Origin of the sequence: Streptomyces sp. NPDC088762, from assembly GCF_044750905.1 — a bacterium.
GTDB lineage: Bacteria > Actinomycetota > Actinomycetes > Streptomycetales > Streptomycetaceae > Streptomyces.
Map to the genome: position 1 here is coordinate 332071 of NZ_JBIVKT010000001.1, position 22518 is coordinate 354588.

Annotated in this window: 18 protein-coding genes and 6 tRNA genes; 10 read left to right on the top strand and 14 right to left on the bottom strand. The window is 71.6% G+C overall.

Translation table 11 applies throughout. The features are described 5' to 3' along the window. Window positions 1-38 precede the first annotated feature (38 nt). Window positions 39-1274: a GNAT family N-acetyltransferase gene (locus ACIP5M_RS01505; protein WP_401190697.1), complete on the bottom strand. Its 1236-nt coding sequence runs from the start codon at window positions 1272-1274 to the stop codon at window positions 39-41. A 117-nt stretch (window positions 1275-1391) separates the two neighbouring features. On the opposite strand from ACIP5M_RS01505, the gene ACIP5M_RS01510 reads away from it, so the two are divergent. Continuing rightward, a complete protein-coding gene (locus tag ACIP5M_RS01510) occupies window positions 1392-2534 on the top strand; it encodes a PP2C family protein-serine/threonine phosphatase (RefSeq protein WP_401190699.1) in 1143 nt (380 codons plus the stop codon). A 125-nt stretch (window positions 2535-2659) separates the two neighbouring features. Then, window positions 2660-3490: an ABC transporter ATP-binding protein gene (locus tag ACIP5M_RS01515; protein ID WP_401190701.1), complete on the top strand. Its 831-nt coding sequence runs from the start codon at window positions 2660-2662 to the stop codon at window positions 3488-3490. 11 nt (window positions 3491-3501) lie between these two features. On the opposite strand, the gene ACIP5M_RS01520 is transcribed toward ACIP5M_RS01515, so the two are convergent. Next, a complete protein-coding gene (locus ACIP5M_RS01520) occupies window positions 3502-4104 on the bottom strand; it encodes an AAA family ATPase (RefSeq protein ID WP_401190702.1) in 603 nt (200 codons plus the stop codon). Window positions 4105-4610: 506 nt separating this feature from the next. Between ACIP5M_RS01520 and trmB the strand changes: the two genes are divergently transcribed. Together trmB and ACIP5M_RS01530 are read left to right on the top strand one after the other, a co-directional pair. Then, window positions 4611-5438 (top strand): tRNA (guanosine(46)-N7)-methyltransferase TrmB, encoded by an 828-nt coding sequence (trmB, locus tag ACIP5M_RS01525; protein ID WP_401190704.1) that lies wholly within the window; start codon window positions 4611-4613, stop codon window positions 5436-5438. A gap of 94 nt (window positions 5439-5532) precedes the next feature. Beyond that, the gene (locus ACIP5M_RS01530) at window positions 5533-6921 is read left to right on the top strand and encodes a PrsW family glutamic-type intramembrane protease (RefSeq protein ID WP_401191826.1); all 1389 of its coding nucleotides are present in this window, start codon (window positions 5533-5535) and stop codon (window positions 6919-6921) included. On the opposite strand, the gene ACIP5M_RS01535 is transcribed toward ACIP5M_RS01530, so the two are convergent. Together ACIP5M_RS01535 and ACIP5M_RS01540 are read right to left on the bottom strand one after the other, a co-directional pair. Next, window positions 6830-7870, bottom strand: a complete 1041-nt coding sequence (locus tag ACIP5M_RS01535) for a M23 family metallopeptidase (RefSeq protein WP_401190706.1) — start codon at window positions 7868-7870, stop codon at window positions 6830-6832. The genes ACIP5M_RS01530 and ACIP5M_RS01535 overlap by 92 nt on opposite strands. Window positions 7871-8247: 377 nt before the next feature. Further along, window positions 8248-8321, bottom strand: a tRNA-Met gene (locus ACIP5M_RS01540). A gap of 303 nt (window positions 8322-8624) precedes the next feature. Between ACIP5M_RS01540 and ACIP5M_RS01545 the strand changes: the two genes are divergently transcribed. Next, a complete protein-coding gene (locus ACIP5M_RS01545) occupies window positions 8625-9878 on the top strand; it encodes a hypothetical protein (protein WP_401190708.1) in 1254 nt (417 codons plus the stop codon). A gap of 64 nt (window positions 9879-9942) precedes the next feature. Here ACIP5M_RS01545 and ACIP5M_RS01550 read toward each other — a convergent pair. From ACIP5M_RS01550 to ACIP5M_RS01575, 6 genes are all read right to left on the bottom strand, one after another. Next, a tRNA-Lys gene (locus ACIP5M_RS01550) sits at window positions 9943-10015 on the bottom strand. Between the two features lie 150 nt (window positions 10016-10165). Further along, window positions 10166-12472, bottom strand: coding sequence for a DEAD/DEAH box helicase (locus ACIP5M_RS01555; RefSeq protein WP_401190709.1), 2307 nt, complete (start codon window positions 12470-12472; stop codon window positions 10166-10168). Window positions 12473-12753: 281 nt separating this feature from the next. Beyond that, entirely contained in the window at window positions 12754-13320 is a 567-nt protein-coding gene (locus ACIP5M_RS01560) for a hypothetical protein (protein ID WP_401190711.1), read from the bottom strand. A gap of 86 nt (window positions 13321-13406) precedes the next feature. Then, window positions 13407-13781, bottom strand: a complete 375-nt coding sequence (crcB, locus tag ACIP5M_RS01565; RefSeq protein WP_401190712.1) for a fluoride efflux transporter CrcB — start codon at window positions 13779-13781, stop codon at window positions 13407-13409. Next, window positions 13778-14272, bottom strand: coding sequence for a fluoride efflux transporter FluC (locus ACIP5M_RS01570; RefSeq protein WP_401190714.1), 495 nt, complete (start codon window positions 14270-14272; stop codon window positions 13778-13780). The genes crcB and ACIP5M_RS01570 overlap by 4 nt, the downstream gene beginning before the upstream one ends. Next, window positions 14269-14619, bottom strand: coding sequence for a metallopeptidase family protein (locus tag ACIP5M_RS01575; protein WP_401190715.1), 351 nt, complete (start codon window positions 14617-14619; stop codon window positions 14269-14271). The genes ACIP5M_RS01570 and ACIP5M_RS01575 overlap by 4 nt, the downstream gene beginning before the upstream one ends. A 127-nt stretch (window positions 14620-14746) precedes the next feature. Here ACIP5M_RS01575 and ACIP5M_RS01580 point away from each other — a divergent pair. The 3 genes from ACIP5M_RS01580 to ACIP5M_RS01590 all read left to right on the top strand — a co-directional run bounded on the left by ACIP5M_RS01580 (window position 14747) and on the right by ACIP5M_RS01590 (window position 15028). Continuing rightward, a tRNA-Glu gene (locus ACIP5M_RS01580) sits at window positions 14747-14819 on the top strand. A gap of 39 nt (window positions 14820-14858) precedes the next feature. Further along, window positions 14859-14932: transfer RNA gene (locus ACIP5M_RS01585), tRNA-Asp, on the top strand. Between the two features lie 22 nt (window positions 14933-14954). Then, window positions 14955-15028 (top strand) — tRNA-Phe (locus ACIP5M_RS01590). Between the two features lie 40 nt (window positions 15029-15068). On the opposite strand, the gene ACIP5M_RS01595 is transcribed toward ACIP5M_RS01590, so the two are convergent. From ACIP5M_RS01595 to ACIP5M_RS01605, 3 genes are read right to left on the bottom strand one after another with little or no spacing between them, the layout of a single operon-like run. Then, entirely contained in the window at window positions 15069-15905 is an 837-nt protein-coding gene (locus ACIP5M_RS01595; RefSeq protein ID WP_401190717.1) for a cytochrome c biogenesis CcdA family protein, read from the bottom strand. Continuing rightward, a complete protein-coding gene (locus ACIP5M_RS01600; protein WP_401190718.1) occupies window positions 15902-16639 on the bottom strand; it encodes a thioredoxin domain-containing protein in 738 nt (245 codons plus the stop codon). The genes ACIP5M_RS01595 and ACIP5M_RS01600 overlap by 4 nt, the downstream gene beginning before the upstream one ends. A 57-nt stretch (window positions 16640-16696) precedes the next feature. Further along, window positions 16697-17065: a hypothetical protein gene (locus tag ACIP5M_RS01605; RefSeq protein WP_401190720.1), complete on the bottom strand. Its 369-nt coding sequence runs from the start codon at window positions 17063-17065 to the stop codon at window positions 16697-16699. A gap of 110 nt (window positions 17066-17175) precedes the next feature. Between ACIP5M_RS01605 and hrpA the strand changes: the two genes are divergently transcribed. Both hrpA and ACIP5M_RS01615 read left to right on the top strand, forming a co-directional pair. After that, on the top strand, window positions 17176-21099 hold the full coding sequence (gene hrpA / locus ACIP5M_RS01610; protein ID WP_401190721.1) for an ATP-dependent RNA helicase HrpA: 3924 nt from the start codon (window positions 17176-17178) through the stop codon (window positions 21097-21099). 70 nt (window positions 21100-21169) lie between these two features. Beyond that, window positions 21170-21243: transfer RNA gene (locus ACIP5M_RS01615), tRNA-Asp, on the top strand. A gap of 607 nt (window positions 21244-21850) precedes the next feature. Here the strand turns inward: ACIP5M_RS01615 and bldC are convergent. Beyond that, the gene (gene bldC / locus ACIP5M_RS01620; RefSeq protein ID WP_003949541.1) at window positions 21851-22057 is read right to left on the bottom strand and encodes a developmental transcriptional regulator BldC; all 207 of its coding nucleotides are present in this window, start codon (window positions 22055-22057) and stop codon (window positions 21851-21853) included. Between the last annotated feature and the right edge of the window lie 461 nt (window positions 22058-22518).

Genomic DNA, 22518 nt, shown 5'->3' on the forward strand with positions numbered 1-22518 from the left:
CGCCCTTCGGGCGGCCGGCGCCACTTTGACGACACTCCCTAGAAGCCGTGCGGCAGCCACGGGGCAACGTCCCCGGCGAAGGACCGGGAGGCCTCCGTGACGGCGCCCGGGCGCAGCTCGTGCACGCGGCCGGCCGCCGCCAGTGAGGTGAGGGTGATCCCGCCCAGGTACGCCGAGCCCAGCTCGCGCGCCGACAGCCGGAGGTCCGCCGCCTCCTCGGTGCGCGTGCAGGCGGCCCCGCCCTTGCCGTCGGCCACCAGCCGCCACCGCCCCTCGTTCCACGGGCAGAAGGCGTCCTCGACCTCCAGGACCAGGTCCAGCGGGGCCCCGTACGCCCGCGCCTCCAGGGCGGCCGGCAGGTCGACCAGCCGTACGTACAGCGAGTCCCGCGTGCTCGGCTTGGACCGGCGGACGTCGCTGACCAGGTGGAGCACCGGATCGTCCACCGGCCGCCGGTGCGCCCGTACCGTCCAGGTCAGGTCGATCCCGAAGAGGTAGCGCCACAGGGCCGCGCCCGCCACCGGGTCCAGGGCGTCGAGGTCGACCACGTCGACCTTGCCCTCCGAACCGCTCGGCTCCCAGTCGGGCTTCACCCGGTAGCGGGCGTACCCCACCACCTCGCCGTCCTCCCGCTCGGCGAGCACGCACTGCAGCGGCGACCGGCCGTCGCGCCCGCCCGGCGGGTCCAGCAGCGCGAGGCGCTCCCAGCCCGGCTGCCGGGCGGGCATCCCTGGCCGCCTCGGGACCAGCGCCGCGTAGACCCGCTCGCACGCGGCCAGCGCCTGCTCCGGGTCGGCCAGACGCAGCCGCACCTCGTCCGTCCCCGGCGGGACGGAGAGCGCGACACGGGTGGTGTCGATGTCCAGCGCGAGGGCGTAGGTCGCGGTGCCGTAGCCGAAGCGCCCGTAGATCGCCGGATCCGAGGCCGTCAGCACGGCGAGTGGTTCACCACCCGACCGGATGTCGTCCAATTGGCGGCGCATCAGCGAGCTGAGCACCCCGCGCCGCCGGTGGGTGGGGGAGACCCCCACCATCGTCACGCCCGCCGCCGGGACGAGCGCGCCGCCGGGCACGGAAAGGCGGAAGCTGAAGGCCCCCGCCGAGCCCACGCAGGTCTCGCCGTCCCACACACCGAGGGAACGTTCCGTCTCCGTCAGCTCCCGGTAGAGCTTCCGCTCCTGCGGGAGGTCGGCCACACCACCGAACGCCAGTTCCAGCTGGTCATACCAGACATCCCACTCATCGGCCTGCAATACGCGCATCTCAAGAGCCATATGCCGATGCCTATCAGGGCATTGGCTGCCAGTCGATCTGTTTTCGGGCACCGGGGGACCTCCGGTACAGGGGTCCCCCTGCGCATCCACAGCGAGGATGGATAAGGTCCCGGAACAATGGCCGGAGCCCGTGTGGAGACCCTCCTGGCCCGGACGCGCATGCTGTGGCACCGGGCCCGCACCGCCCTGCGCAAATCCGCCGTCGACTACTTCCGCGGCGACGCCTCCGACTGGCTCGCCTTCGCCTGCCTGCTGCTCACCGTCCCCGGCTTCGCCTGGGGCACGCTGATGCTGCCCGTCTGGTTCTCGCCCTCCGCGCTCGTCCTGCCGATCGTGGCCGGGGGCCTGCTGCTGCGCCCCGCGTCCCTGCTCGCGCTGTACGCCGCCTCCGCGACCGCGCTGATCGTCGAGGCCCTCGTCCTCGGCCCCTACACCCAGGGCCCCGCGCGGGTCACCCCCGGCACCGTCCTGGTCGTCGCGGCCTGCGGGTTCTTCGGACTGGTCATCGCGCAGTTCCGCAGCCGCGTCGGCGTGCCCTGGCGGCGCGGCGGCACCATGCTCTTCGACCTGCGCGAACGGATCCGGGTCCAGAGCAAGCTGCCCGCCCTGCCGCCCGGCTGGCACCGCGAAATGGCCCTGCGCCCGGCCGGCGGCCAGTCCTTCTCCGGCGACTTCGTCGTCGCTGCCCGTACGAACGGCGGCCGGACCCTGGAGATCGTCCTGACCGACGTCTCCGGCAAGGGCATGGAAGCCGGCTCCCGCGCCCTGCTCCTCTCCGGCGCCTTCGGCGGCCTGCTCGGCGCCCTGCCCCCGCACGGCTTCCTGCCCGCCGCCAACGGCTACCTGCTCCGCCAGGACTGGGAGGAGGGCTTCGCCACCTCCATCCACCTCGTCCTGGACCTGGAGACCGGCGACTACGAACTCCTCTCCGCCGGCCACCTGCCCGCCCTCCAGCTCTCCGCGGGCACCGGCCGCTGGCAGGAGAAGTCCGGCGAAGGCCCGCTCCTCGGCGTCTACGACGGCGCCGAGTTCGAACCCGCCCGCGGCAACCTGCGCCGCGGCGACGTCCTCATGCTGTTCACGGACGGCCTCGTCGAGACCGCCGACCGCGACATCAGCGAGGGCATCGACCGCCTCACCGGCGAAGCCGACCGCTACGTCGCCGCCGGGTGGGAGGGCGCCGCCTGGCACCTGATCGAAAAGGTCGCCAAGGACGTCAACGACGACCGCGCACTGCTGCTGATCCGCCGCTCCTTCTGAGGGTGGTGGGGTTTACCCCACCGCCGGCCCGCCGGGCTGCGTCATGGCCGCCGACCCCGCGTGATCCGTAGCGTCGGAGCCACGATCAGGCGACACCCTGGCACGGGTACGGAAGGCGGCACACCATGGGGCTCCGGCGAGCGAAGCGGCAGCAGCGGTCCGACGGGGGCGCGGGGTACGACACCTCGGCGGCCGTCGAGCTGAGGGACGTACGGCGCGCATACGGGCGCGGGGCCACCATCGTGCACGCGCTGCGCGGGATCGACCTCAGCCTGCCGCGCGGCAGCTTCACCGCCGTCATGGGCCCCTCCGGCTCCGGCAAGTCCACCTTCCTCCAGTGCGCCGCCGGACTCGACCTGCCCACCGAGGGCTCCGTCCGCCTCGGTGGCACCGAGATCACCGGCATGAACGAGGACCAGCTCACCGAGCTGCGCCGCAGCCGCCTCGGCTTCGTCTTCCAGGCCTTCAACCTGCTGCCCTCCCTCACCGTCGAGCAGAACATCCTGCTCCCGATGCGACTCGCCGGCGGCGGGAGCTCGGGCCAGGACCGGGCCCGCGCCGCCGAGCTCCTCGCCCGCGTCGGCCTGGAGGGCAAGGGCGGGCGCCGCCCCGCCGAGCTCTCCGGCGGCCAGCAGCAGCGCGTCGCCATCGCCCGCGCGCTGGTCACCCGGCCCGACGTGGTCTTCGCCGACGAACCCACCGGCGCCCTCGACACCACCACCGCGGCCGAGGTCCTCGAACTGCTGCGCACCGCCGTCGACAGCCTGCGGGCCACCGTCGTCATGGTCACCCACGACCCGGCCGCCGCCGCCCACGCCGACCAGGTGCTCTTCCTCGCCGACGGCCTCATCGCCGACCGGCTGCCGCGCAGCTCCGCCCGGACCATCGCCGCCCGGATGACCGCCCTCACCACGCGGTCCGCCCCTGCCGGGGCGTACGCGGGAGCGGCCGCCTGACGCCTCGCGTCTCAGTCGAAGCGGATGTGCCGTACGCCGACGAGTGCCCGCCGGAGCCTGCCCCGGAGCGCGCCGTCGGTGTCCGGCGTCAGCCGGAGCCCTGCCGAGGCCGCGATCCGGTCGGCGACCCCCGACACCGTCAGCCGATCGGTGGCCAGGTGCTCCGCGAACTCCGGTGCGCGCAGGGCCGCCAGGCACCCGTCGAGCCGGGCCACCGCGAAACTCTCCCGCTTCAGCCCGCGGCCGAGCCCCCGCTCGCGCAGCCGCCGCAGCACGGTCTCCCGCTCGGCGAGCAGGGCGAAGTGCCGTACCTCGTGGCCGTGTTCCCGCAGCCGCCCGACCGTCTCGGCGAAACAGACCGGCTCCGTGACCGTCATCGGCACCAGCACCGGCCCCGGATGCCGCCGCGCCACCAGGTCCAGTACCTCGAACACCCCCTGCCGCCACGCCCGGAGGTCCTGGAAGTCGCCCCGCAGCTCCGCCGGCATCATCCGGTGCAGCCCGAAGCCGACGTGTTCCGGATCGCACACCACGCTGCCCGGCAGCCGCCGGTGGAGCTCGTACGCCGTCTGCGTCTTCCCGCCCCCGAAGGGACCGTTGAGCCACACGATCACCGGGCCGCCCCGACCACACGCCGCACCCACCGCTCCACACCCATCCCCCGACCCTACGACCGCCGCTCGGCAGCCCTTTCCCCCGGTCTCTCCCCCCCGCGCCCCAAACGCCCACGAAGCTGAACAAGCCCGGCCGGGCGGGGGTCGGGGAGGGGGTGGGGTGTCGGCCGGGACTAAAACGAGATGAATTCGGCGCCAGGTACCGCTGGACAACCCGGCTCGGATCAGGCGCCGAACATCGAAGCCCGTCCCGGACGACACCCCACCCCGTCCCCGACCCCGCCCCCGCCCCCGCCCCGGAAAGCGAGCCAAAGCGAAGCGAGGCGGCCCAGACGCGGCAACCCACCCAAGCCCGGACGGCCAGACGCCACCCCAGCCGGCCAGCCGGCCCAGCCCAGCCCGGCCGAGCCCAGCCCAGGCGGAGCCAAACCAGCCCACCCCCGGCGAGCCCACGGCACGGCCGCCCCAGGCCAAGGCCACACCCCCCGGCGTAGAATCACCGCATTGTGTCTGAGCCCCTGAACCCCCACCCCAGCCCCCCGGTAGCCGACCCCACACCCGGCCCCGCGCCGGAGGCGAACACGTACGTGCCGCCCAAGTGGCGCACCGAGCCCCGCTTCCCCGACGGCCCCGCGCCCGACCCCGCCGGCTCGCACCACGAGCGCCGCATCCGCAGCTTCCAGCCGCGCCGCAGCCGGGTCACCACCGGCCAGGGCGAGGCACTGAAGCGCCTGTGGGGCACCTGGGGCCTGGACATCGACGGCCACGAGGTCATCGACCTCAAGGCGCTCTTCGACGGCCTCCCCGTAGTCCTGGAGATCGGCTTCGGCATGGGCGAGGCCACCGCCCAGATGGCCGCCGCCGACCCCGGCACCGGCATCCTCGCCGTCGACGTGCACACCCCCGGCCAGGGCAACCTCCTCGCCCTCGCGGAACGGGGCGGCCTCACGAACATCCGCGTGGCCAACGGCGACGCGATCATCCTGCTCCGCGAAATGCTGCCGCCCGCCTGCCTCGACGGGATCCGCGTCTACTTCCCGGACCCCTGGCCCAAGGCCCGCCACCACAAGCGCCGGCTGATCCAGCCGGAGTTCCTCACCCTGGCCGCGACCCGGCTGGCACCGGGCGCCGTGCTGCACTGCGCGACCGACTGGGAGCCGTACGCCGAGCAGATGCTCGAAGTCCTCACCGCGCACCCGGACTTCGAGAACACGCAGCCCGACGGCGGCTACGCGCCGCGCCCCGACTTCCGGCCGCTCACCCGGTTCGAGGGCCAGGGACTCGACAAGGGCCACGTCGTACACGACCTGCTCTTCCGTCGCACGGAGAACTGACAACGTCACTACACGTGTCAGACCCACTCTGTAGGGTCATCACGTGTTCCGAGCGCTCTCCCCTGTGCTCGCACGCACGTCGGGCAGGGTCCGCATGTGCGTGCTCGTCGTCCTGCTCGCCGCCACCGGGATCGCGATCCTCGAACTCGTACGGGAGCAGACCGGTACCCCCGGCTTCCTCGTCGGACTCGGCCTCGCCCTGCTGCCGGTGCCGCCGCTCATGGCGGCCTTCCGGTGGCTCGGCCGGGCCGCGCCCGCGCCCTGGCCGCAGTTGCTGTTCTGCTTCGGCTGGGGTGCCTGCACCGCGGCGCTGATCGCGATACTGGCCAACAGTTTCGCGACCCAGTGGATAGCCGCGGCCACCGCCGACCCCTCCGGCGCCGACCAGCTCGGCTCGGTGGCGATCGCCCCGGTGGTGGAGGAGAGCGTCAAGGCGGCGGCCCTGCTCCTCGTCTTCGTGTTCCGAAGACGGCAGTTCACCGGTCCCGCCGACGGTTTCGTGGTGGCCGGCTTCACCGCCACCGGCTTCGCCTTCACCGAGAACATCCTCTACCTCGGCAACGCTTTCGGTGAGGACGTCACCGCGGGCACGGGCGTCCTCGACTCGGTGACGGCGGCGACCTTCTTCGTGCGCATAGTGCTCTCGCCGTTCGCGCACCCGCTGTTCACCGTGCTCACCGGGCTCGGTTTCGGAGCGGCCGCGGTCAGTGCCCGCCGCGCGCGCAGGACCGGCCTGCCGCTGCTGGGCCTCGCGCTCGCCATGGGCCTGCACGCGCTGTGGAACAGCTCCTCGCAGTTGGGGGCGTACGGGTTCTACGTGGTCTACGGCTCCGTGATGGTCCCGGTGTTCGGGCTGCTGGTGGGGCTGGCCGTACGGATACGGCGCCGCAGGCTGCGGGCCGTGTCCGCCGAGCTGTCGGTATACGCGGCCGCCGGCTGGCTCGGCTCGGCGGAGGTACCGGCCCTCGCGTCGATGCCGGCGCGGTCGCTGGCGCGCAGCCTGGCCCGGCGCAGCGGCGGCCGGGCCGCCGGGCGGGCAGTCGCCCTGTACGAGGCGGATGCGGCCGCGCTGGCCCTGCTGCGGAACCGGGCGCGCCGCGGTCCGGTGGAGGAGCCGGATTTCGCGGGGCGGGAGCGCGAGTTGCTCCACAGCCTGTGGATGCGCCGGGCGACGGCGGGTCCCGCGCTGGCCCGCGCGGCGGTCATGGAGGAGCTGCTTCCCCCGTGGTTCGACCCCCTGGCCCCCGGCCGCGTCCCCCCGGCCACGCCGGCCGGCGTACCGGCTCCGCGCCGATGGGACCCCACCGGGCGGGCTCCCATCAGCCGGGACACCGTCGGTCGGGACCGTGCAGGCCGGGACCCCGTCGGCCGGGACCCCGTCGGCACGGACGCTAGACGTTCAGCCCCTTGGACTCCAGCCAGGCCAGCGGATCCATCGTCGAACCGCCCTTGCGCACTTCCAGGTGGAGATGGGGTCCGGTGACGTTGCCGGTGGCACCGACCCGGCCGATGGTCTCGCCCGGGGCCACCGAGCCGGAGGTCACCGACATGGAGGAGAGGTGGCAGTACCAGATCTCCGTACCGTCCTCGAGCTCGAGCACGATGCGGTAGCCGTACGCCCCGGACCAGCCCGCCGAGGTGATCTTCCCGGCGGCGACGGCCTTGGCCGGGGTACCGGTGGGAGCCGCGAAGTCGAGGCCGGTGTGGTAGCCGGAGGACCACATGGAGCCGGAGACCCCGTAGTGCGAGGTGAGGGTGTAGGCGGAGGTGGGCAGGGAGTAGCTCCCGGCCGGTTTGGCGAGGCGCTCCTGCTCGGCCTTGGCCTCCGCGGCCTCCTTGGCTTCGGCGGCCTCCTTGGCCTCCTGCTCCGCCTTCGCGGCGGCCTCGGCCGCCTCGCGCGCGGCCTCCGCCTTCTCCTTGGCCTCCTGCGCCGCGGCTTCCCGGGCGACCCGCTCGGCCTCCGCCTGGGCCTGTGCCTCGGCGGCGCCCTGCTGGGACTCGGCCTGCTGGAGGATGCGGTTGCGCAGCGCCTCGCCGGCGTCGGCCTGGCGGTCGGACTGCCGCGGAATGATCCCCGTCCGCGCCGCCGTCCCGTCGGCCGCCCCGGAACCGCCCTCCGCGTACCCGCCGTTGTCGGCGGCGCCCCCGCCACCGGAGGCGTCGCCCGTCATCAGGTCGGGCAAGGAGGGCAGGGATATCGCGATCTGCGGCCGGTCCTGCGCCGAGGCGATGCCCCCCGCGCCGACGGCCGCGATCACGCCGACCCCGAGCACGGTGGAGCTGCGGGCAAGTCCCCCGCGCTGCTTGGCCACTCGGTGCTTGCCGCGGACCGGGCGGACCGAATCCTCGGTGGGATTCCACTCGCCCCAGGCACCCGCGGTTGGCGGCTCCTCGGTCTCGATGCCTTCGGGGGCAGGCAAGTTGGAGGCCACCGGGGCACACTCCTCATGGACACGCACGCGCACGGCGCCGCCACTTGCGACGGCTGGGACGACCGCGCTGCGTTATCGAAAGGTAATAGACGCGGGGGAGTGATTCCAAGCTGTTGCGATTGATCGTTCACACCAATCGGCCACTCCCCGATGACCTCCGGCCTGCGCTTTTACCATCAAAAAGGAATGAACCGGGGCAAAAATCGCCAGTCTCAGCCATCCCGTCGGCCACACAAGCAAGGTGACGACTCGTCATATCCCTTGCGCAGAGCGCACTGTGCCTCACACACCGTCACGCATCCTCTGGGGACGCGCCGCCGCAGGCGAAACACGACGAAGGCCCGGTTCCCCCAAGGGAACCGGGCCTTCGTACTGAGTAGCGGGGGCAGGATTTGAACCTACGACCTCTGGGTTATGAGCCCAGCGAGCTACCGAGCTGCTCCACCCCGCGTCGGTAAACCCAACTCTACGCCATCCGGGGACAGCCTTCCGCCAATTAACCGCCGGCCCACCCCCTGTACCACCATCACCGCAGGTCAGAGCCTTAAAACCCACCCCGGACAGAGCGCCGGCGAGCCAAGATCATCTCTGTTGCGCGGCGGTGACACAACGGGGATGGTTCCCGGACCACCCCCGGGTGAAGATTCACCTGTCGCCAAGGCCAGGGGGAACACGAACCGGCCGGGCGGCACCGACCACACCTTCCGGCCCGGCGCTCTGCCGTTGCCCTTGTGATTCCTGGGGGGAGTCCACCATGTCCGTTCGCACCGCAGCCGCCATCGCAGTCGTCGCCGGCGTCGTCACCACTCTGCTGCCGCTTTCCACTACTGCCGCGACCGCCGCCGAGGCCCAGCCCGTGCTGCGTACGGAGATGAGTGCCCCCGTTCCCAGCGGTCCGCTGACCCGCGGCGGGACCGCCGAGGCCTTCGAGCTGACGGTGAAGAACCCGACCGGCAAGCCCGTCACGTACAAGCCGTGGATGCTGGTGGACCCGACCGGTGCGAGCCCGCTGAACCGCGGCGACGTCGTCTTCAAGGTCGACGCGGTGGACGCGCCGGCGACCACGTACTCGGTCGGCCAGCAGGACGGCGGCTGGCAGGGCCTGTTCTACCCGGTCTCCGGCGCGGACCAGGGGGCCGGCTTCGACATCCCCGCGAACGGCAAGATGACCTGGAAGGTCACCGTCGGCCTCGGCGCGAACTACCCGACCAACGACGGCGACTTCAAGTTCACCGCCGCCAGCTCCAACTCCTCGGTGGCGCCCGGCGCCATGGACTCGCACGTCTTCAAGGTCGACCCGCAGATCAAGTCGGGCGAGCTGAAGACCTGGTTCAAGCAGGTCGACTCCGGCAAGGACGGCCAGGACCAGCGCGCGTACCTGGACCTGAACTACCAGGCCACGGGCGACGGCACCTTCGGCAGCGCCCTCGCGACCTCGCTCACCCTGACGCACCCGGGCACCGAAAAGGCCGACTTCCGGCCCCAGGCCCTGATCGACGGCCGCTGGCAGGACCTGAAGGGTGAGTCCAACCGCTACGAGCTCCCCCGGATCCCCAAGGGCTTCGGCGCCGCAGCCGGCATCCGGACCCTCCCGCTGCGGGTCAGCCTGGGCAAGGACACGCAGCTCACGAAGAAGACCATGATCACGATGGAGTCGGCGGTCAGCCTCGCGGAGGGCAACACCTACCCGTTCGAGGGCAATGAGATGACGTTCCCGCTCAAGCCGATCGTGGAGCCTGCGCCGTCCTCGACGCCGTCCCCCACGCCCTCCAAGGTCCCGTCTTCCACCACCTCGGTGCAGCCGGCCGCGGCCACCTCCTCCTCGGCCGCCGCCGCCACGGGCAACACCAGCCTGACCACCACCACGGGCTCGGCCACCGGCTCCCTGGCCTCCACCGGGGCCGGCTCGGCCACGGGCCTCTACGCGGGCCTGGCCGCCGCCCTGGTGGCCCTCGGCGCGGCCGCCGCCTGGCTCGGCGCCCGCCGCCGCCGTGCCACCTCGGCCTGATCACCCCGCGCACGACGAAGCGCCCCACCCGGCAACTCCGGGTGGGGCGCTTCGTTCTGAGCGGTAGGCCATGTCGGACTCGAACCGACAACCAACGGATTAAAAGTCCGCTGCTCTGCCAATTGAGCTAATGGCCCTCCAGGTGCTCACCCCAGAGCATAGCCGGACAGCGCCGGTCAGCCGATCGGGTATCCCGCTACCGGCCTGTCGTCCGTCGGCCGGAGACGCAACAGGGCCCCCACGACGGTGTCGTGGGGGCCCTGTCAGTGGTTCAGCTCAGGCCTGGATCAGCCGTTGCGCTTCCAGCGCGGCTTGTCGTCGCGGCGGCCGCCGAAGGAGCCGGTGGAACCGGAGCCCGACGGGCGGTGGTCGTCGCGGCGGCCGTACGGGCGGTCGCCGGCGCCGCCGGAGCGGAAGCCACCGGAGGGACGGTCGTCACGACGGTCGCGGTTGAACGGACGGTCGCCGCCACCGGAGCGGAAGCCGCCGGAGGGGCGGTCGTCACGGTTGAAGCCACCGGACGGGCGGTCGTCGCGGCGGAAGCCGCCACGGTCGCCACCACGGTCATCGCGGTTGAAGCCACCCGAGGGACGGTCGTCACGACGGAAACCACCACCCGACGGACGGTCACCACCGGAACGGAAACCACCGGACGGACGGTCGTCACGGCGGAAGCCGCCACGGTCGCCACCACGGTCGTCGCGGTTGAAGCCACCCGAGGGACGGTCGTCACGGCGGAAACCACCACCCGACGGACGGTCACCACCGGAACGGAAACCGCCCGACGGACGGTCGTCACGGCGGAAGCCGCCACGGTCGCCACCACGGTCACCACGGTCGTCGCGGCGGAAGCCGCCACGGTCGCCACCGCGGTCGCCACGGTCGTCGCGGCGGAAGCCACCACGGTCACCGCCACGGTCGCCGCCGCGGTTGTCGCGGCGCTCGAAGTTGCCGCGGTCGTCGCGCTGGGCGCGCTGCTCCTCGCGGCGCTCCTGCGCGGCCAGCTCGGCGGCAGCGGCAGCGGCGGCAGCCGCGACCTCGGCCTCGGCGGCCTCGGCCACCTCGGCGACAGCGGCCTCGGGGTCCTCGCCACGCTCACGCGCGGAGCGGGCGACCAGGCGGTCGGCCTCCTCGCGCAGCTCCACGGCACGGCGCGACAGGCGCTCCAGCTGCTTGGTGAGCTCGGCGACCTCGCGCTCGGCCTGCTTGGCGGCGTTGTTCGCGGAATCGGCCTGGACCTCGGTCAGCGAACGCGCACCGGTGATCTCGGCGACCTCGGGCTCGAAGGCGCCGGCGCCCTGGACGATGTGGCGCGAGGCGTCCACGCCCGCGTCCTCCATCAGGCGGAAGATCTGGCGGCGCTGGTGCGGCAGGGCCAGGGAGACCACGACACCCGACTTGCCGGCGCGGGCGGTACGGCCCGAGCGGTGCAGGTAGTCCTTGTGGTCGCCGGCCGGGTCCACGTTCAGCACCAGGTCGATGCCGTCGACGTGGATGCCGCGGGCGGCGACGTCGGTGGCGACGAGCGCGTTGACGTAGCCGTCCTTGAAGTCGGCGAGGACGCGGGTACGGGCACCCTGCGTCATGCCGCCGTGCAGCGCGTCGGCCTTCACGCCGGCCTCGACGAGCTGCTCGGCGATGCGGTCGGCGCCCAGCTGGGTGCGGACGAAGATGATGGTGCGGCCCTTGCGGGCGGCGATGGCGGCCGTGACCGGCGCCTTGTCCTTCGGCTTCACGACGAGGACGTGGTGCGTCATGGTCGTGACGTTGCCCTGCGCGCTGTCGACCTCGTGCGTGACGGGGTTGGACAGGTAGCGCTTGACCAGGGTGCCGATCTCGTTCTCCATGGTGGCGGAGAAGAGCATGCGCTGGCCGCCGCCGGGGATCTGGTCGAGCAGCTCGGTGACCTCGGGCAGGAAGCCCAGGTCGGCCATCTGGTCGGCCTCGTCGAGGACGGCGATCTTGACGTTCTCGAGGGAGCAGGCGCCGCGGTTGATGATGTCGCGCAGACGGCCCGGCGTGGCGACGAGGACGTCGACCCCGCGCTCCAGGGCGTAGATCTGGTTGCTCATGGAGGTGCCGCCGCAGACGACCTTCATCTTCAGGCCGAGCACGTCGCCGTAGGGCTGGAGGGCGTCCGCGACCTGCATCGCGAGCTCACGGGTCGGCGTGAGGATGATCGCGCGGGGCTTCTTCTTCTCGGTGAAGCCGCCGGCCAGCGAGGCCAGGGTCGGCAGACCGAAGGAGAGGGTCTTGCCGGAGCCGGTGCGGCCACGGCCGAGGATGTCCTTGCCGGCCAGGGCGTCCGGGATGGTCGCGGCCTGGATCGGGAAGGGCGTGGTGACGCCGTTCTGCGCGAGCTTGCGCACGACGCCCTCCGGCAGACCGAGGTCGCCGAAGGTGACGGAGGGCTCGGCGTCGACGTCGGAGTCGCCGTCCTCGTCGAAGTCGTTGGAGTCCTCGAGGGACTCGATGGCCCCGTCCGCCTCGATGGTCTCGACGGCCTCGTCGGCCACGAAGGCCGGGGCAGCGTCGACGATCTCGCGGGAGTCGTTCTCGGGCATGACGGAACGGTCAGAACTGGAAATGGACATGCGAAATGCGAAACCTTCCGGAGTCTCGGCACGCGCCCAAACTCCGTGAATCGCAAATCGACCGCCTCAATGCGGTCAGCCACGGCTAGGGAGAGTACGCGCCACACGGCGCTCTTCGGATTCGGCGCCGGGCAATGGGATCAAACGATCTATAACCATACGCACCCTCCCCCGGGTCTGGCAAGTCGTCCCACCCGAAGTGGCTCTGACCTGCGAGGACACCCGACCGGTCGGCAGGCGCGAAGGGGAGGGAACCTCGGCGGGAGGCGGCCGCGGCCGGGTTACGACTGCGGTGCGGGCGAGGTGGACGGGTCCGGCTGCGGGGGCACCGGGGGAGTGGTTTCCGTCACAGGCGGGGTCGCAGAAGGGGACGGTTCCGGGATCGGCCCGGTCGTCTGCTGCCCACCGCCCGATCCGCCGGAGCCGCCCGAGCCTCCCGAACCCCCGGAACCGGAGCCACCCGCTCCGCCCGAGCCCCCCGCGGGCGGCTGCTGCGGGCCCTGTCCGCCCGCCCCGCCGCCCGGTCCCGCCGACGGGGACGGCGCTCCCGGACCGGCGCTCGGCGCGCCCGGGCTGGGCGAGCCCCCGGTCGCGCCGGAGACCTTGCCGTCCTCCTTGGGCGCGCCGTCGGGGCTCCCCGTACCGTCCTTCGTGCCGTGCCCGTTGCCGTGGATCCCGGAGCCCCGCCCGGCGGCCGCGCCTCCCGCCGCTCCGGGGCCGCCCTTGCGGTCAGCGGAGGAGGAGGGCCCGGGCTTCGCCGCGTCCTCGCCGACGCTCATGCAGCCGGCCGTCGCCGCGACCGCGAGCGCGGTGACGGCCAGTCGGAGGGAAGCGGACAAATGGCGCACGGGGGCACCTCCGGAGCCTGAGGGGTGAGGGTCCGCATGAGCGGGTCAATGTGCCCAACTCCCTTTGACCCGTAAGAGACACGCCCTCAGCCGAACAGCTGCCGCGCCACCTGTGACCCGAGGTGTACGGCGCCCAGCCCAACCAGCACCGATACCGCCACGTTCGCCCCCGCCAGGAAGGCCCGGCCGCTCTCGGCCAGCCGCAGGGTCTCGTACGAGAACGTCGAGTACGTGCTCAGCGCCCCGCACAGCCCGGTCCCCAGCAGCAGGTCCAGCCGCGCGGAGGAGGCACCGGCCAGGGCCGCGCCGGCCAGCGCGCCGAGCGCCAGGCAGGCGGCCGCGTTGACCACGAGCGTGCCCCAGGGGAAGACGGCGTCGTGCCGGGCCTGCACCGCACGGTCCGTCAGGTAGCGCAGCGGGGCGCCGACGGCTGCCCCCGCGACCACGATCAGCCAGTTCACCGGCGGCCCGCCCGCCCCCGGGAAGGGCCGCGGACCGCCCACCGCGTCACCGAGACGGCCGCCCACACCGCGCCCAGCGCCGCCACCACCGTGAGCCCGGCGTACGCCAGCGCGACCCCCGCCTCCCCCTCGTCCAGGAGCCGCGAGGAGTCCACGGCGTAGGCCGAGAAGGTGGTGAACCCGCCGAGCACCCCGGTCCCGGCGAAGGGCCGCACCAGCGGGTGCGCCCGGCGCCCGCCCTCGCCGATCAGCACCATCAGCACGCCGATCAGCGCGCACCCGCCCGTGTTGATCCAGAAGATCGCCCACGGGAAGGCCCCGGGCCCGGCGGCCGGCCACAGCAGGGAGACCCCGTACCGGGCCGATGCCCCGATCGCCCCGCCGGCCGCCACCGCCGCGAGCACCCGGCCCTGCGGCTCGGCCGCCTGCGCGGGGACGTGGAGGTCGACGTCCGGGTCGATCGCCTCGGAACCCTCGACCGGCCGGGTCATCCGTAGCCCAGCGCGTGCAGCCGCTCGTCGTCGATCCCGAAGTGGTGGGCGATCTCGTGCACCACGGTGACCTCCGTCTCGGCGACCACGCTCTCCCGGTCCTCGCACATCCGCAAGGTGGGGTTCCGGTAGATGGTGATCCGGTCCGGCAGCACCCCGGCGTACCACTCGCCGCGGTCGGTCAGCGGGGTCCCCTCGTAGAAGCCGAGCAGCTCGGGGTCGTCGGCGGGCGGCTCGTCCTCGACGAACACCGCCACGTTGTCCATCAGCCGCGTCAGCTCCGGCGGAATCCGGTCCAGGGCCTCTGCGACGAGCTCTTCGAACTCCTCGCGCGTCATCTCCAGCACGCGGTCATTGTCCCTCCGGTGGGGGCCCCTCCCCCTGGCGGGGGAGAAACCGTTTTGGCGATAGCTCCCCGGATCCCATATGCTTCTCACGTCCCCGACGCGCTGGAAAGTGCCCGGCGGGCCTTTAGCCCTCATCGTCTAGTGGCCCAGGACGCCGCCCTTTCAAGGCGGTAGCACGGGTTCGAATCCCGTTGGGGGTACGCATTACCGTGTGCAAGACTTGGTCTCGCACACTGCAAGGTCCTGTGGAGCAGTTGGTTAGCTCGCCACCCTGTCAAGGTGGAGGTCGCGGGTTCAAGTCCCGTCAGGATCGCTGAAGCCGGAAACGGTTTCGTGGCTGGGTAGCTCAGTTGGTACGAGCGATCGCCTGAAAAGCGATAGGTCGCCGGTTCGACCCCGGCCCCAGCCACAAACGGAAGGCCCCGTCCATCGGACGGGGCCTTCCTGCGTTACCCGGCCTCACCGGTGGGGCTGGACCGGCGGCGCCACTGCACCAGGCCGAAGGCCGCCGCTCCCGCCGCGACCAGCCCGAGCAGCGCCCAGTCCGGGACCCCGCCCGTCAGGGAGCGGACCCACTGCTCCACCGCGAACGAATCGTCCACGTCGAGCAGCCCCGGCAGCGCGCTCGCCCCGTCGAAGACGAGGAACAGCGCGCCGAGCGCGATGAAGAACAGCCCGGACAGGGCGGACGTGGTGTGCAGCTCGAAGCGGCCCAGCGTGAAGGCCCGGCCGCGCAGCCAGCGGCGCCCGCCCAGCTCGAAGCGTTCCCACAGCAGGGCCAGCACGAAGAGCGGTACGGCCATCCCGAGCGCGTACACGGCCAGCAGCAGGCCTCCGTAGACCGGGCTGCCGCTGACCGCCGCCACGGTCAGGACGCTGCCCAGGATCGGGCCGGCGCAGAAGCCGGCGAGGCCGTAGACCGCGCCGAGGGCGTACACCGACACGGCGGTCGTCGGGCGGATCCGCCCCGACAGCTCGGAGATGCGCCGGGAGGCGAAGCCGAGGCCGAGGATCTGGGCGAGGCCGAGCGCGATGATCAGCCAGCCGCCGGCGAGGACCAGCGTGTCGCGGTTGCCGTGGAAGAACCGGCCGGCGGTCGAGGAGGCCGCCCCCAGCGGGACGAGGGTGGTCGCGAGGCCCGCGTAGAAGATGCCGGTCCGTGCCAGCAGCCGGGAGGCCGAGTCGATGGAATAGGCGAAGAAGGCCGGGAGCAGCAGGGCGCTGCACGGGCTGAGCAGGGCGAGGAGCCCGCCGAGCAGGGCGGCCAGGTAGCCGATGTCGGTCATCGCTGCGCCGCCGCGGCTGCCTTGGCCTTGGCGATGGCGGCCGTGAAGGCGGCGAGGGGCTGGGCTCCGGCGATCGGCTGACCGTTGACGAGGAAGGACGGGGTGGAGCTGACGCCGATGCGGTAGCCCTCGTCCTGGTCCTTGCGCAGCGCCGCGGCGGCCTCCTCGCCGGCCATGTCCTTCTTGAAGCGCTCCAGGTCGGGGACCCCGGCCTGCTCGGCCAGCTCCGCGAGGCGCGCCTCGCCGAAGCCCTTCTCCTTGGCGCCCTCGGCGTACGCGGCCGCGTGGAACTGCTCGAACCGGTCCTGCTGCCCCGCCGCCCAGGCGGCCTTCGCGGCGGTCTCGGAGTCCGCCCCGAAGATCGGGAAGTTGCGCCACTCGATGCGCAGGGTGCCGTCCTGGACGTACTTCTTCACCAGCTCGGGCTCGGTGTCCCGGGCGAACTTCCCGCAGTAGCCGCACTTGAAGTCGGAGTACTCGATCAGGACGACGGGCGCGTCGGCGCGGCCGAGCGCGAGCTTGTCGCCGGCTTCGCGGCGGGCGAGCGCCTTCAGCTCCGCTGCGGGATCCGCCTGGGGCGCGGACGCCGAGACGGACCGGGCGGGCTTGTCCGCGGGCGCGGTGGCCTGCCACGACACGACCCCGAGGGTGACGGCGGCGAGGGCGACCCCGGCGGAGATCAGCAGGGGCCGGCGGGAGGAACGGGAAGGACGGGAGGAAGGGGAAGAAGACATACGGGTGCTCCAGGGCTACGGGTGACGAGGCGGGACCGGCGCGGGGGACCGGTCCTCCTAGACCCGCATCACGGACAGCTCCACCGGCCCGGGCGCCGCCCGGTCGGGCCCGCGTACGAGGATCCGTACGGGTATCGGCCGGTACGGGCGCGTCCCCTCGGGCGCCGGCGCACCCGGCGGAAGCTGTGCCTGGTCCCCGACGGCGCGCACGGGCACGGCGGGCACGCCCCCGCGGTCCGGGGCGCCGGGGGCACAGGCGGGCCCCTGCTGCGCGTCCGAGGCGATCACCCGGGCCGGAGCGGCAGCCGGCCGCGCGCCGGGGCCGGCGCCGGCCGGTCCGGCCAGTGCGGTGGCAGGGGCGGCGGTGCCCAGCAGGATCGCGAGTACGGCTGCCAGCAGGCACCACGTACGGCGGCGGCGGGACACGGTGGGCTGCCTCTCACTCGCACGACTGGGGGACTCGTCCCGAAATGGTACGGGGAGGGGCACAAATGCGTTCGCCACCCGGCGGGACCAGGTGAGATCCTCGACCAGGTATGTCTACTTCCTTCGCCGCCCTGCAGACGCTTCTCGGTGAGATCTCCCTCCGTGACGCGCACCGCCTCGGCCGCCGCCTCGAAGGCGCCCGCCGCATCCGCAAGCCCGAGGCCCAGCAGGCCGTGCTCGACGAGATCGCCGCGGAGGCCGAGAAGGCCGCCGCGCGACTGGCCGGCCGTGCCTCGCGGATGCCGGAGGTCACGTATCCCGAGAACCTGCCCGTCAGCCAGAAGAAGGACGAGATCGCCGAGGCGATACGCGACCACCAGGTCGTGATCGTCGCGGGCGAGACCGGCTCGGGCAAGACCACGCAGATCCCCAAGATCTGTATGGAGCTGGGCCGCGGCGTCCGGGGGATGATCGGGCACACCCAGCCGCGCCGGATCGCCGCCCGCACGGTCGCGGAACGCATCGCCGAGGAGCTGAAGTCCGAGATCGGCCGGACGGTCGGCTGGAAGGTCCGCTTCACCGACCAGGTGGACCAGGACGCGACCTTCGTGAAGCTGATGACCGACGGCATCCTGCTCGCCGAGATCCAGACGGACCGCGAGCTGCGTGCGTACGACACGATCATCATCGACGAGGCGCACGAGCGGTCCCTGAACATCGACTTCCTGCTGGGCTACCTCTCCCAGCTGCTGCCGAAGCGTCCCGACCTGAAGGTCGTGATCACCTCGGCGACCATCGACCCGGAGCGTTTCTCCCGGCACTTCGGCAACGCCCCGATCGTCGAGGTCAGCGGACGCACCTATCCGGTGGAGGTCCGCTACCGCCCGCTCCTCGAGGAGGAGGGCGACGACAGCGACCGTGACCAGATCACCGCGATCTGCGACGCCGTCGACGAGCTCCAGGCCGAGGGGCCGGGCGACATCCTGGTCTTCCTCTCGGGAGAGCGCGAGATCCGCGACACGGCGGACGCCCTGATCAAGAAGAAGCTCCGCTTCACCGAGGTGCTCCCGCTCTACGCCCGCCTCTCGCACGCCGAGCAGCACCGCGTCTTCCAGCAGCACACGGGCCGAAGGATCGTTCTCGCGACCAACGTCGCCGAGACCTCCCTGACCGTCCCCGGCATCAAGTACGTGATCGACCCGGGCAACGCCCGGATCTCCCGCTACAGCCACCGCACCAAGGTCCAGCGGCTGCCGATCGAGCGGATCTCGCAGGCCAGCGCCAACCAGCGCAAGGGCCGCTGTGGCCGTACCAGCGACGGCATCTGCATCCGGCTCTACTCCGAGGACGACTTCAACGCCCGCCCGGAGTTCACGGACGCCGAGATCCTGCGCACGAACCTGGCCTCCGTCATCCTCCAGATGACCGCGGCCGGCCTCGGCGAGATCGAGAAGTTCCCCTTCATCGACCCGCCGGACCACCGCAACATCCGCGACGGCGTCCAGCTCCTCCAGGAGCTCGGGGCCCTGGACCCGTCGGAGAAGGACCCGAAGAAGCGGCTGACGCAGATGGGCCGCAAACTCTCCCAGCTGCCCGTCGACCCGCGCCTGGCCCGCATGGTCGTGGAGGCCGACAAGAACAACTGCGTCCGCGAGGTCATGGTCATCGCGGCGGCCCTGTCCATCCAGGACCCGCGCGAGCGCCCCTCGGACAAGCAGACCCAGGCGGACCAGCAGCACGCCCGCTTCAAGGACGAGACCAGCGACTTCCTGTCGTTCCTGAACATGTGGCGCTACATCCGCGAGCAGCAGAAGGAGCGCGGCTCCTCTTCCTTCCGCCGGATGTGCAAGCAGGAGTACCTCAACTTCCTGCGCATCCGCGAATGGCAGGACATCTACTCCCAGCTGCGTACGGTCGCCAAGACGATGGGCATCCACGTCAACGAGGCGGACGCCCCGGAGACCAGCGTCCACATCTCCCTCCTGGCCGGTCTGCTCTCGCACATCGGCCTGAAGGACACGGACAAGAACGAGTACCTGGGAGCCCGCGGCGCCAAGTTCGCGATCTTCCCGGGCTCGGCGCTCTTCAAGAAGCAGCCGAGGTTCCTGATGTCGGCGGAGCTGGTGGAGACCTCGCGGCTGTGGGCGCGGGTCAACGCCAAGGTGGAGGCCGAGTGGGTCGAGCCGCTGGCTCAGCACCTGATCAAGCGCACGTACAGCGAGCCGCACTGGGAGAAGGACCAGGCGGCCGTGATGGCGTACGAGAAGGTCACGCTGTACGGCGTGCCGATCGTGGCGCAGCGGAAGATCAACTACGGCCGGATCGACCCCGAGGTCTCGCGCGAGCTGTTCATCCGCAACGCGCTGGTCGAGGGTGACTGGCGGACGCACCACAAGTTCTACGCCGACAACCGCAAGCTCCTCACCGAGGTGGAGGAGCTGGAGAACCGGGCGCGGCGCCGCGACATCGTGGTGGACGACGAGACCCTCTTCGACTTCTACGACCAGCGGATTCCCGAACACGTCGTGTCCGGGGCCCACTTCGACTCCTGGTGGAAGCACAAGAAGCGCGAGGAGCCCGAACTCCTCGACTTCGAGCGCGAGATGCTGCTGACCGAGAAGGCGGCCGGGGTCACCAAGGCCGACTACCCGGACACCTGGCGCCAGGGGCAGCTGAAGTTCCGGGTGACCTACCAGTTCGAGCCGGGCGCGGACGCGGACGGCGTGACCGTGCACATCCCGCTCCAGGTGCTGAACCAGGTCACCGAAGAGGGCTTCGACTGGCAGATCCCGGGCCTGCGGGAGGAGGTCGTCACCGAGCTCATCCGGTCCCTCCCGAAGCCGATCCGCCGGCACTACGTGCCCGCGCCGAACTTCGCGACGCGCTTCCTCGCGACGGCGACGCCCCTGCAGGAGCCGCTGCCCGTCACGCTGGCGCGCGAGCTGCAGCGGATGGTGGGGGTGCCGGTCTCGGCCGAGGACTTCGACCTGACCCGGATCCCGGACCACCTGAAGATCACCTTCCGGATCGTCGACGAGCGCCGCAAGAAGATCGCCGAGGACAAGGACCTGGAGGCCCTGCGGCTGAAGCTGAAGCCCAAGGCCCGCCAGGCGCTGTCCAAGGCCGCCGCGGCCACCGCCGAGCGGGCGGGCGGGGAGTCGGTGGAGCGCACCGGGCTGACCGACTGGACCATCGGGACGCTGACCAAGGTCTTCGAGACCCGGCGGGCCGGCCAGCCGGTGAAGGCCTACCCGGCGCTCGTGGACGAGGGCACCAGTGTCTCCGTACGGCTCTTCGACACGGAGGCCGAGCAGCAGCAGGCGATGTGGCTGGGCACCCGGCGCCTGATCCTGCTGAACATCCCCGTGAATCCGGCGAAGTTCGCCTCGGACCACCTCACCAACCAGCAGAAGCTGGCCCTGTCCAGGAACCCGCACGGTTCCATCCAGGCGCTGTTCGACGACTGCGCGACGGCGGCGACCGACAAGCTGATCGCCGACCACGGCGGGCCGGCCTGGGACGAGGCGGGCTTCCGCACGCTCTACGAGGCCGTCCGCGCGGACCTGGTGGACACGACCGTGCGCACCGTCGGCCAGGTGCAGCAGGTACTGGCGGCCTGGCAGGCCTGTGAGCGCCGCCTGAAGGCCACGAACAGCCTGGCGCTGGTCGCCAACATCCAGGACGTGAAGACGCAGCTGGCGGCCCTCATGCCGGCCGGCTTCGTCACGCTCACCGGGCTGCGCAGGCTGCCGGACCTGATGCGCTACCTGGTGGCGGCGGACCGGCGCCTGCAGCAGATGCCGACGGGCGTCCAGCGCGACACCACGCGCATGGAAAAGGTCCACGAGATGCAGGACGAGTACGCCTGGCTGCTGGAGCAGTTGCCCAAGGGGCGGCCGGTGCCGGCCGCGGTCACGGACATCCGCTGGATGATCGAGGAGCTGCGCGTCAGCTACTTCGCGCACGCCCTCGGGACGGCCTACCCGATCTCGGACAAGCGGATCGTGAAGGCGGTGGACGCGGCCGCCCCCTGAGCGGGTTCGACCGCACCCCCTGAGCTGCTGTACAGTCTGATTCGCAGCACGCCGAAAGGCTGCGCATCAAGGTCCTGTGGAGCAGTTGGTTAGCTCGCCACCCTGTCAAGGTGGAGGTCGCGGGTTCAAGTCCCGTCAGGATCGCAACAACGTCAGGGCCCGTATCCCGCAAGGGATACGGGCCCTGACGCGTTGGCAGACAACCGTGGGGCGGCCCGGCACCGCCCCACGGAGCGGGGCGCAGGGCGGGGCGCAGGGCCGAGCGCGGGGCGGGGCGCGGGCTCCCAGGGCCCCTCAGGGGCTGTTGAGGGTCCTCGGGCACCCCTGGGGGCTCCGGGGTGTCCTTCCCGGCTCCTCACGTCCTCGTGAGCCGTCGGCGGCCGTCCCGAGAATCCCCCTTTCGCATGATGCGCCCGACCGCGCGCGTCCCCATACGGGGTGCATTGCCGGAAATACAAGAGTGATCATCTGTGACGGGAGTCACCGTATGAGTTTTTGAGACGCGCACATTTATCGCACCCCTACGCGCGGTCGATTTAATATGTGCAATGGCACCCAACTCGCCAGTAGCCCGCGCACCTGTCCGAACCGCCCCGGCCTGGGCATAAAAAAGATCGCGCTGGACCCGGCGGAGTCCAGCGCGATCGAACGACCGAGAACCTGTTGGGGCAGGTCCGGTCGTTTGAAGCTATGTGGGTTTCATCGGATTGGGGGACCCGACAAACCCGTTAAAGCGGGGTGTCGCGAAACCTCAGGCCTCGCTGCGCTGCTGCGGAATTCCCGCAAGCAGGGCGCGAACCTCGGCCTCGCGGTAACGGCGGTGTCCACCCAGGGTGCGGATGGACGTGAGCTTGCCAGCCTTGGCCCAACGGGTGACCGTCTTCGGGTCCACGCGGAACATCGTGGCAACCTCAGCCGGGGTCAGCAGCGGCTCGGCATCAGGGGTGCGAGCGGTCATGAGCGGCCTCCTCGGGAGAACCGAACCATCTCGGTTCTTTCCTCTAAATTCTGCACCTTGGCCCGCGTTGCCCGAAATGGACACACGCGGGCCGAGTCGGTTATAGGACGAACGGCTTGTCCTCGGCACTACAACTACACCATCTGTCCAGCCCCAAGGGCCAAACCGACGGAATTGCCCTCCGAGGTGTTCATCAGCGGCGGAAGCCGATGGACCGTCCCATAACGGACAGTCACCCCACTGTAACGATCAGTCACAGAGCGATCAGGAGTCGTCAGACCCCCCGTAGAGCGCAATGCCGAGCATTCCGCCCTTAGTTGGACGGAAGGAACCCTCCCCGGACTCCTTGTCCTATTTTGGCACGAGGGTAGGGGAAGGGCGCAAGGGTGTAGATAGTGCGGTCCGTCACCCTTGGGCCAATGGCCCGTATCGGGACGAAGGTCCTGGAACTACGTCCCAAA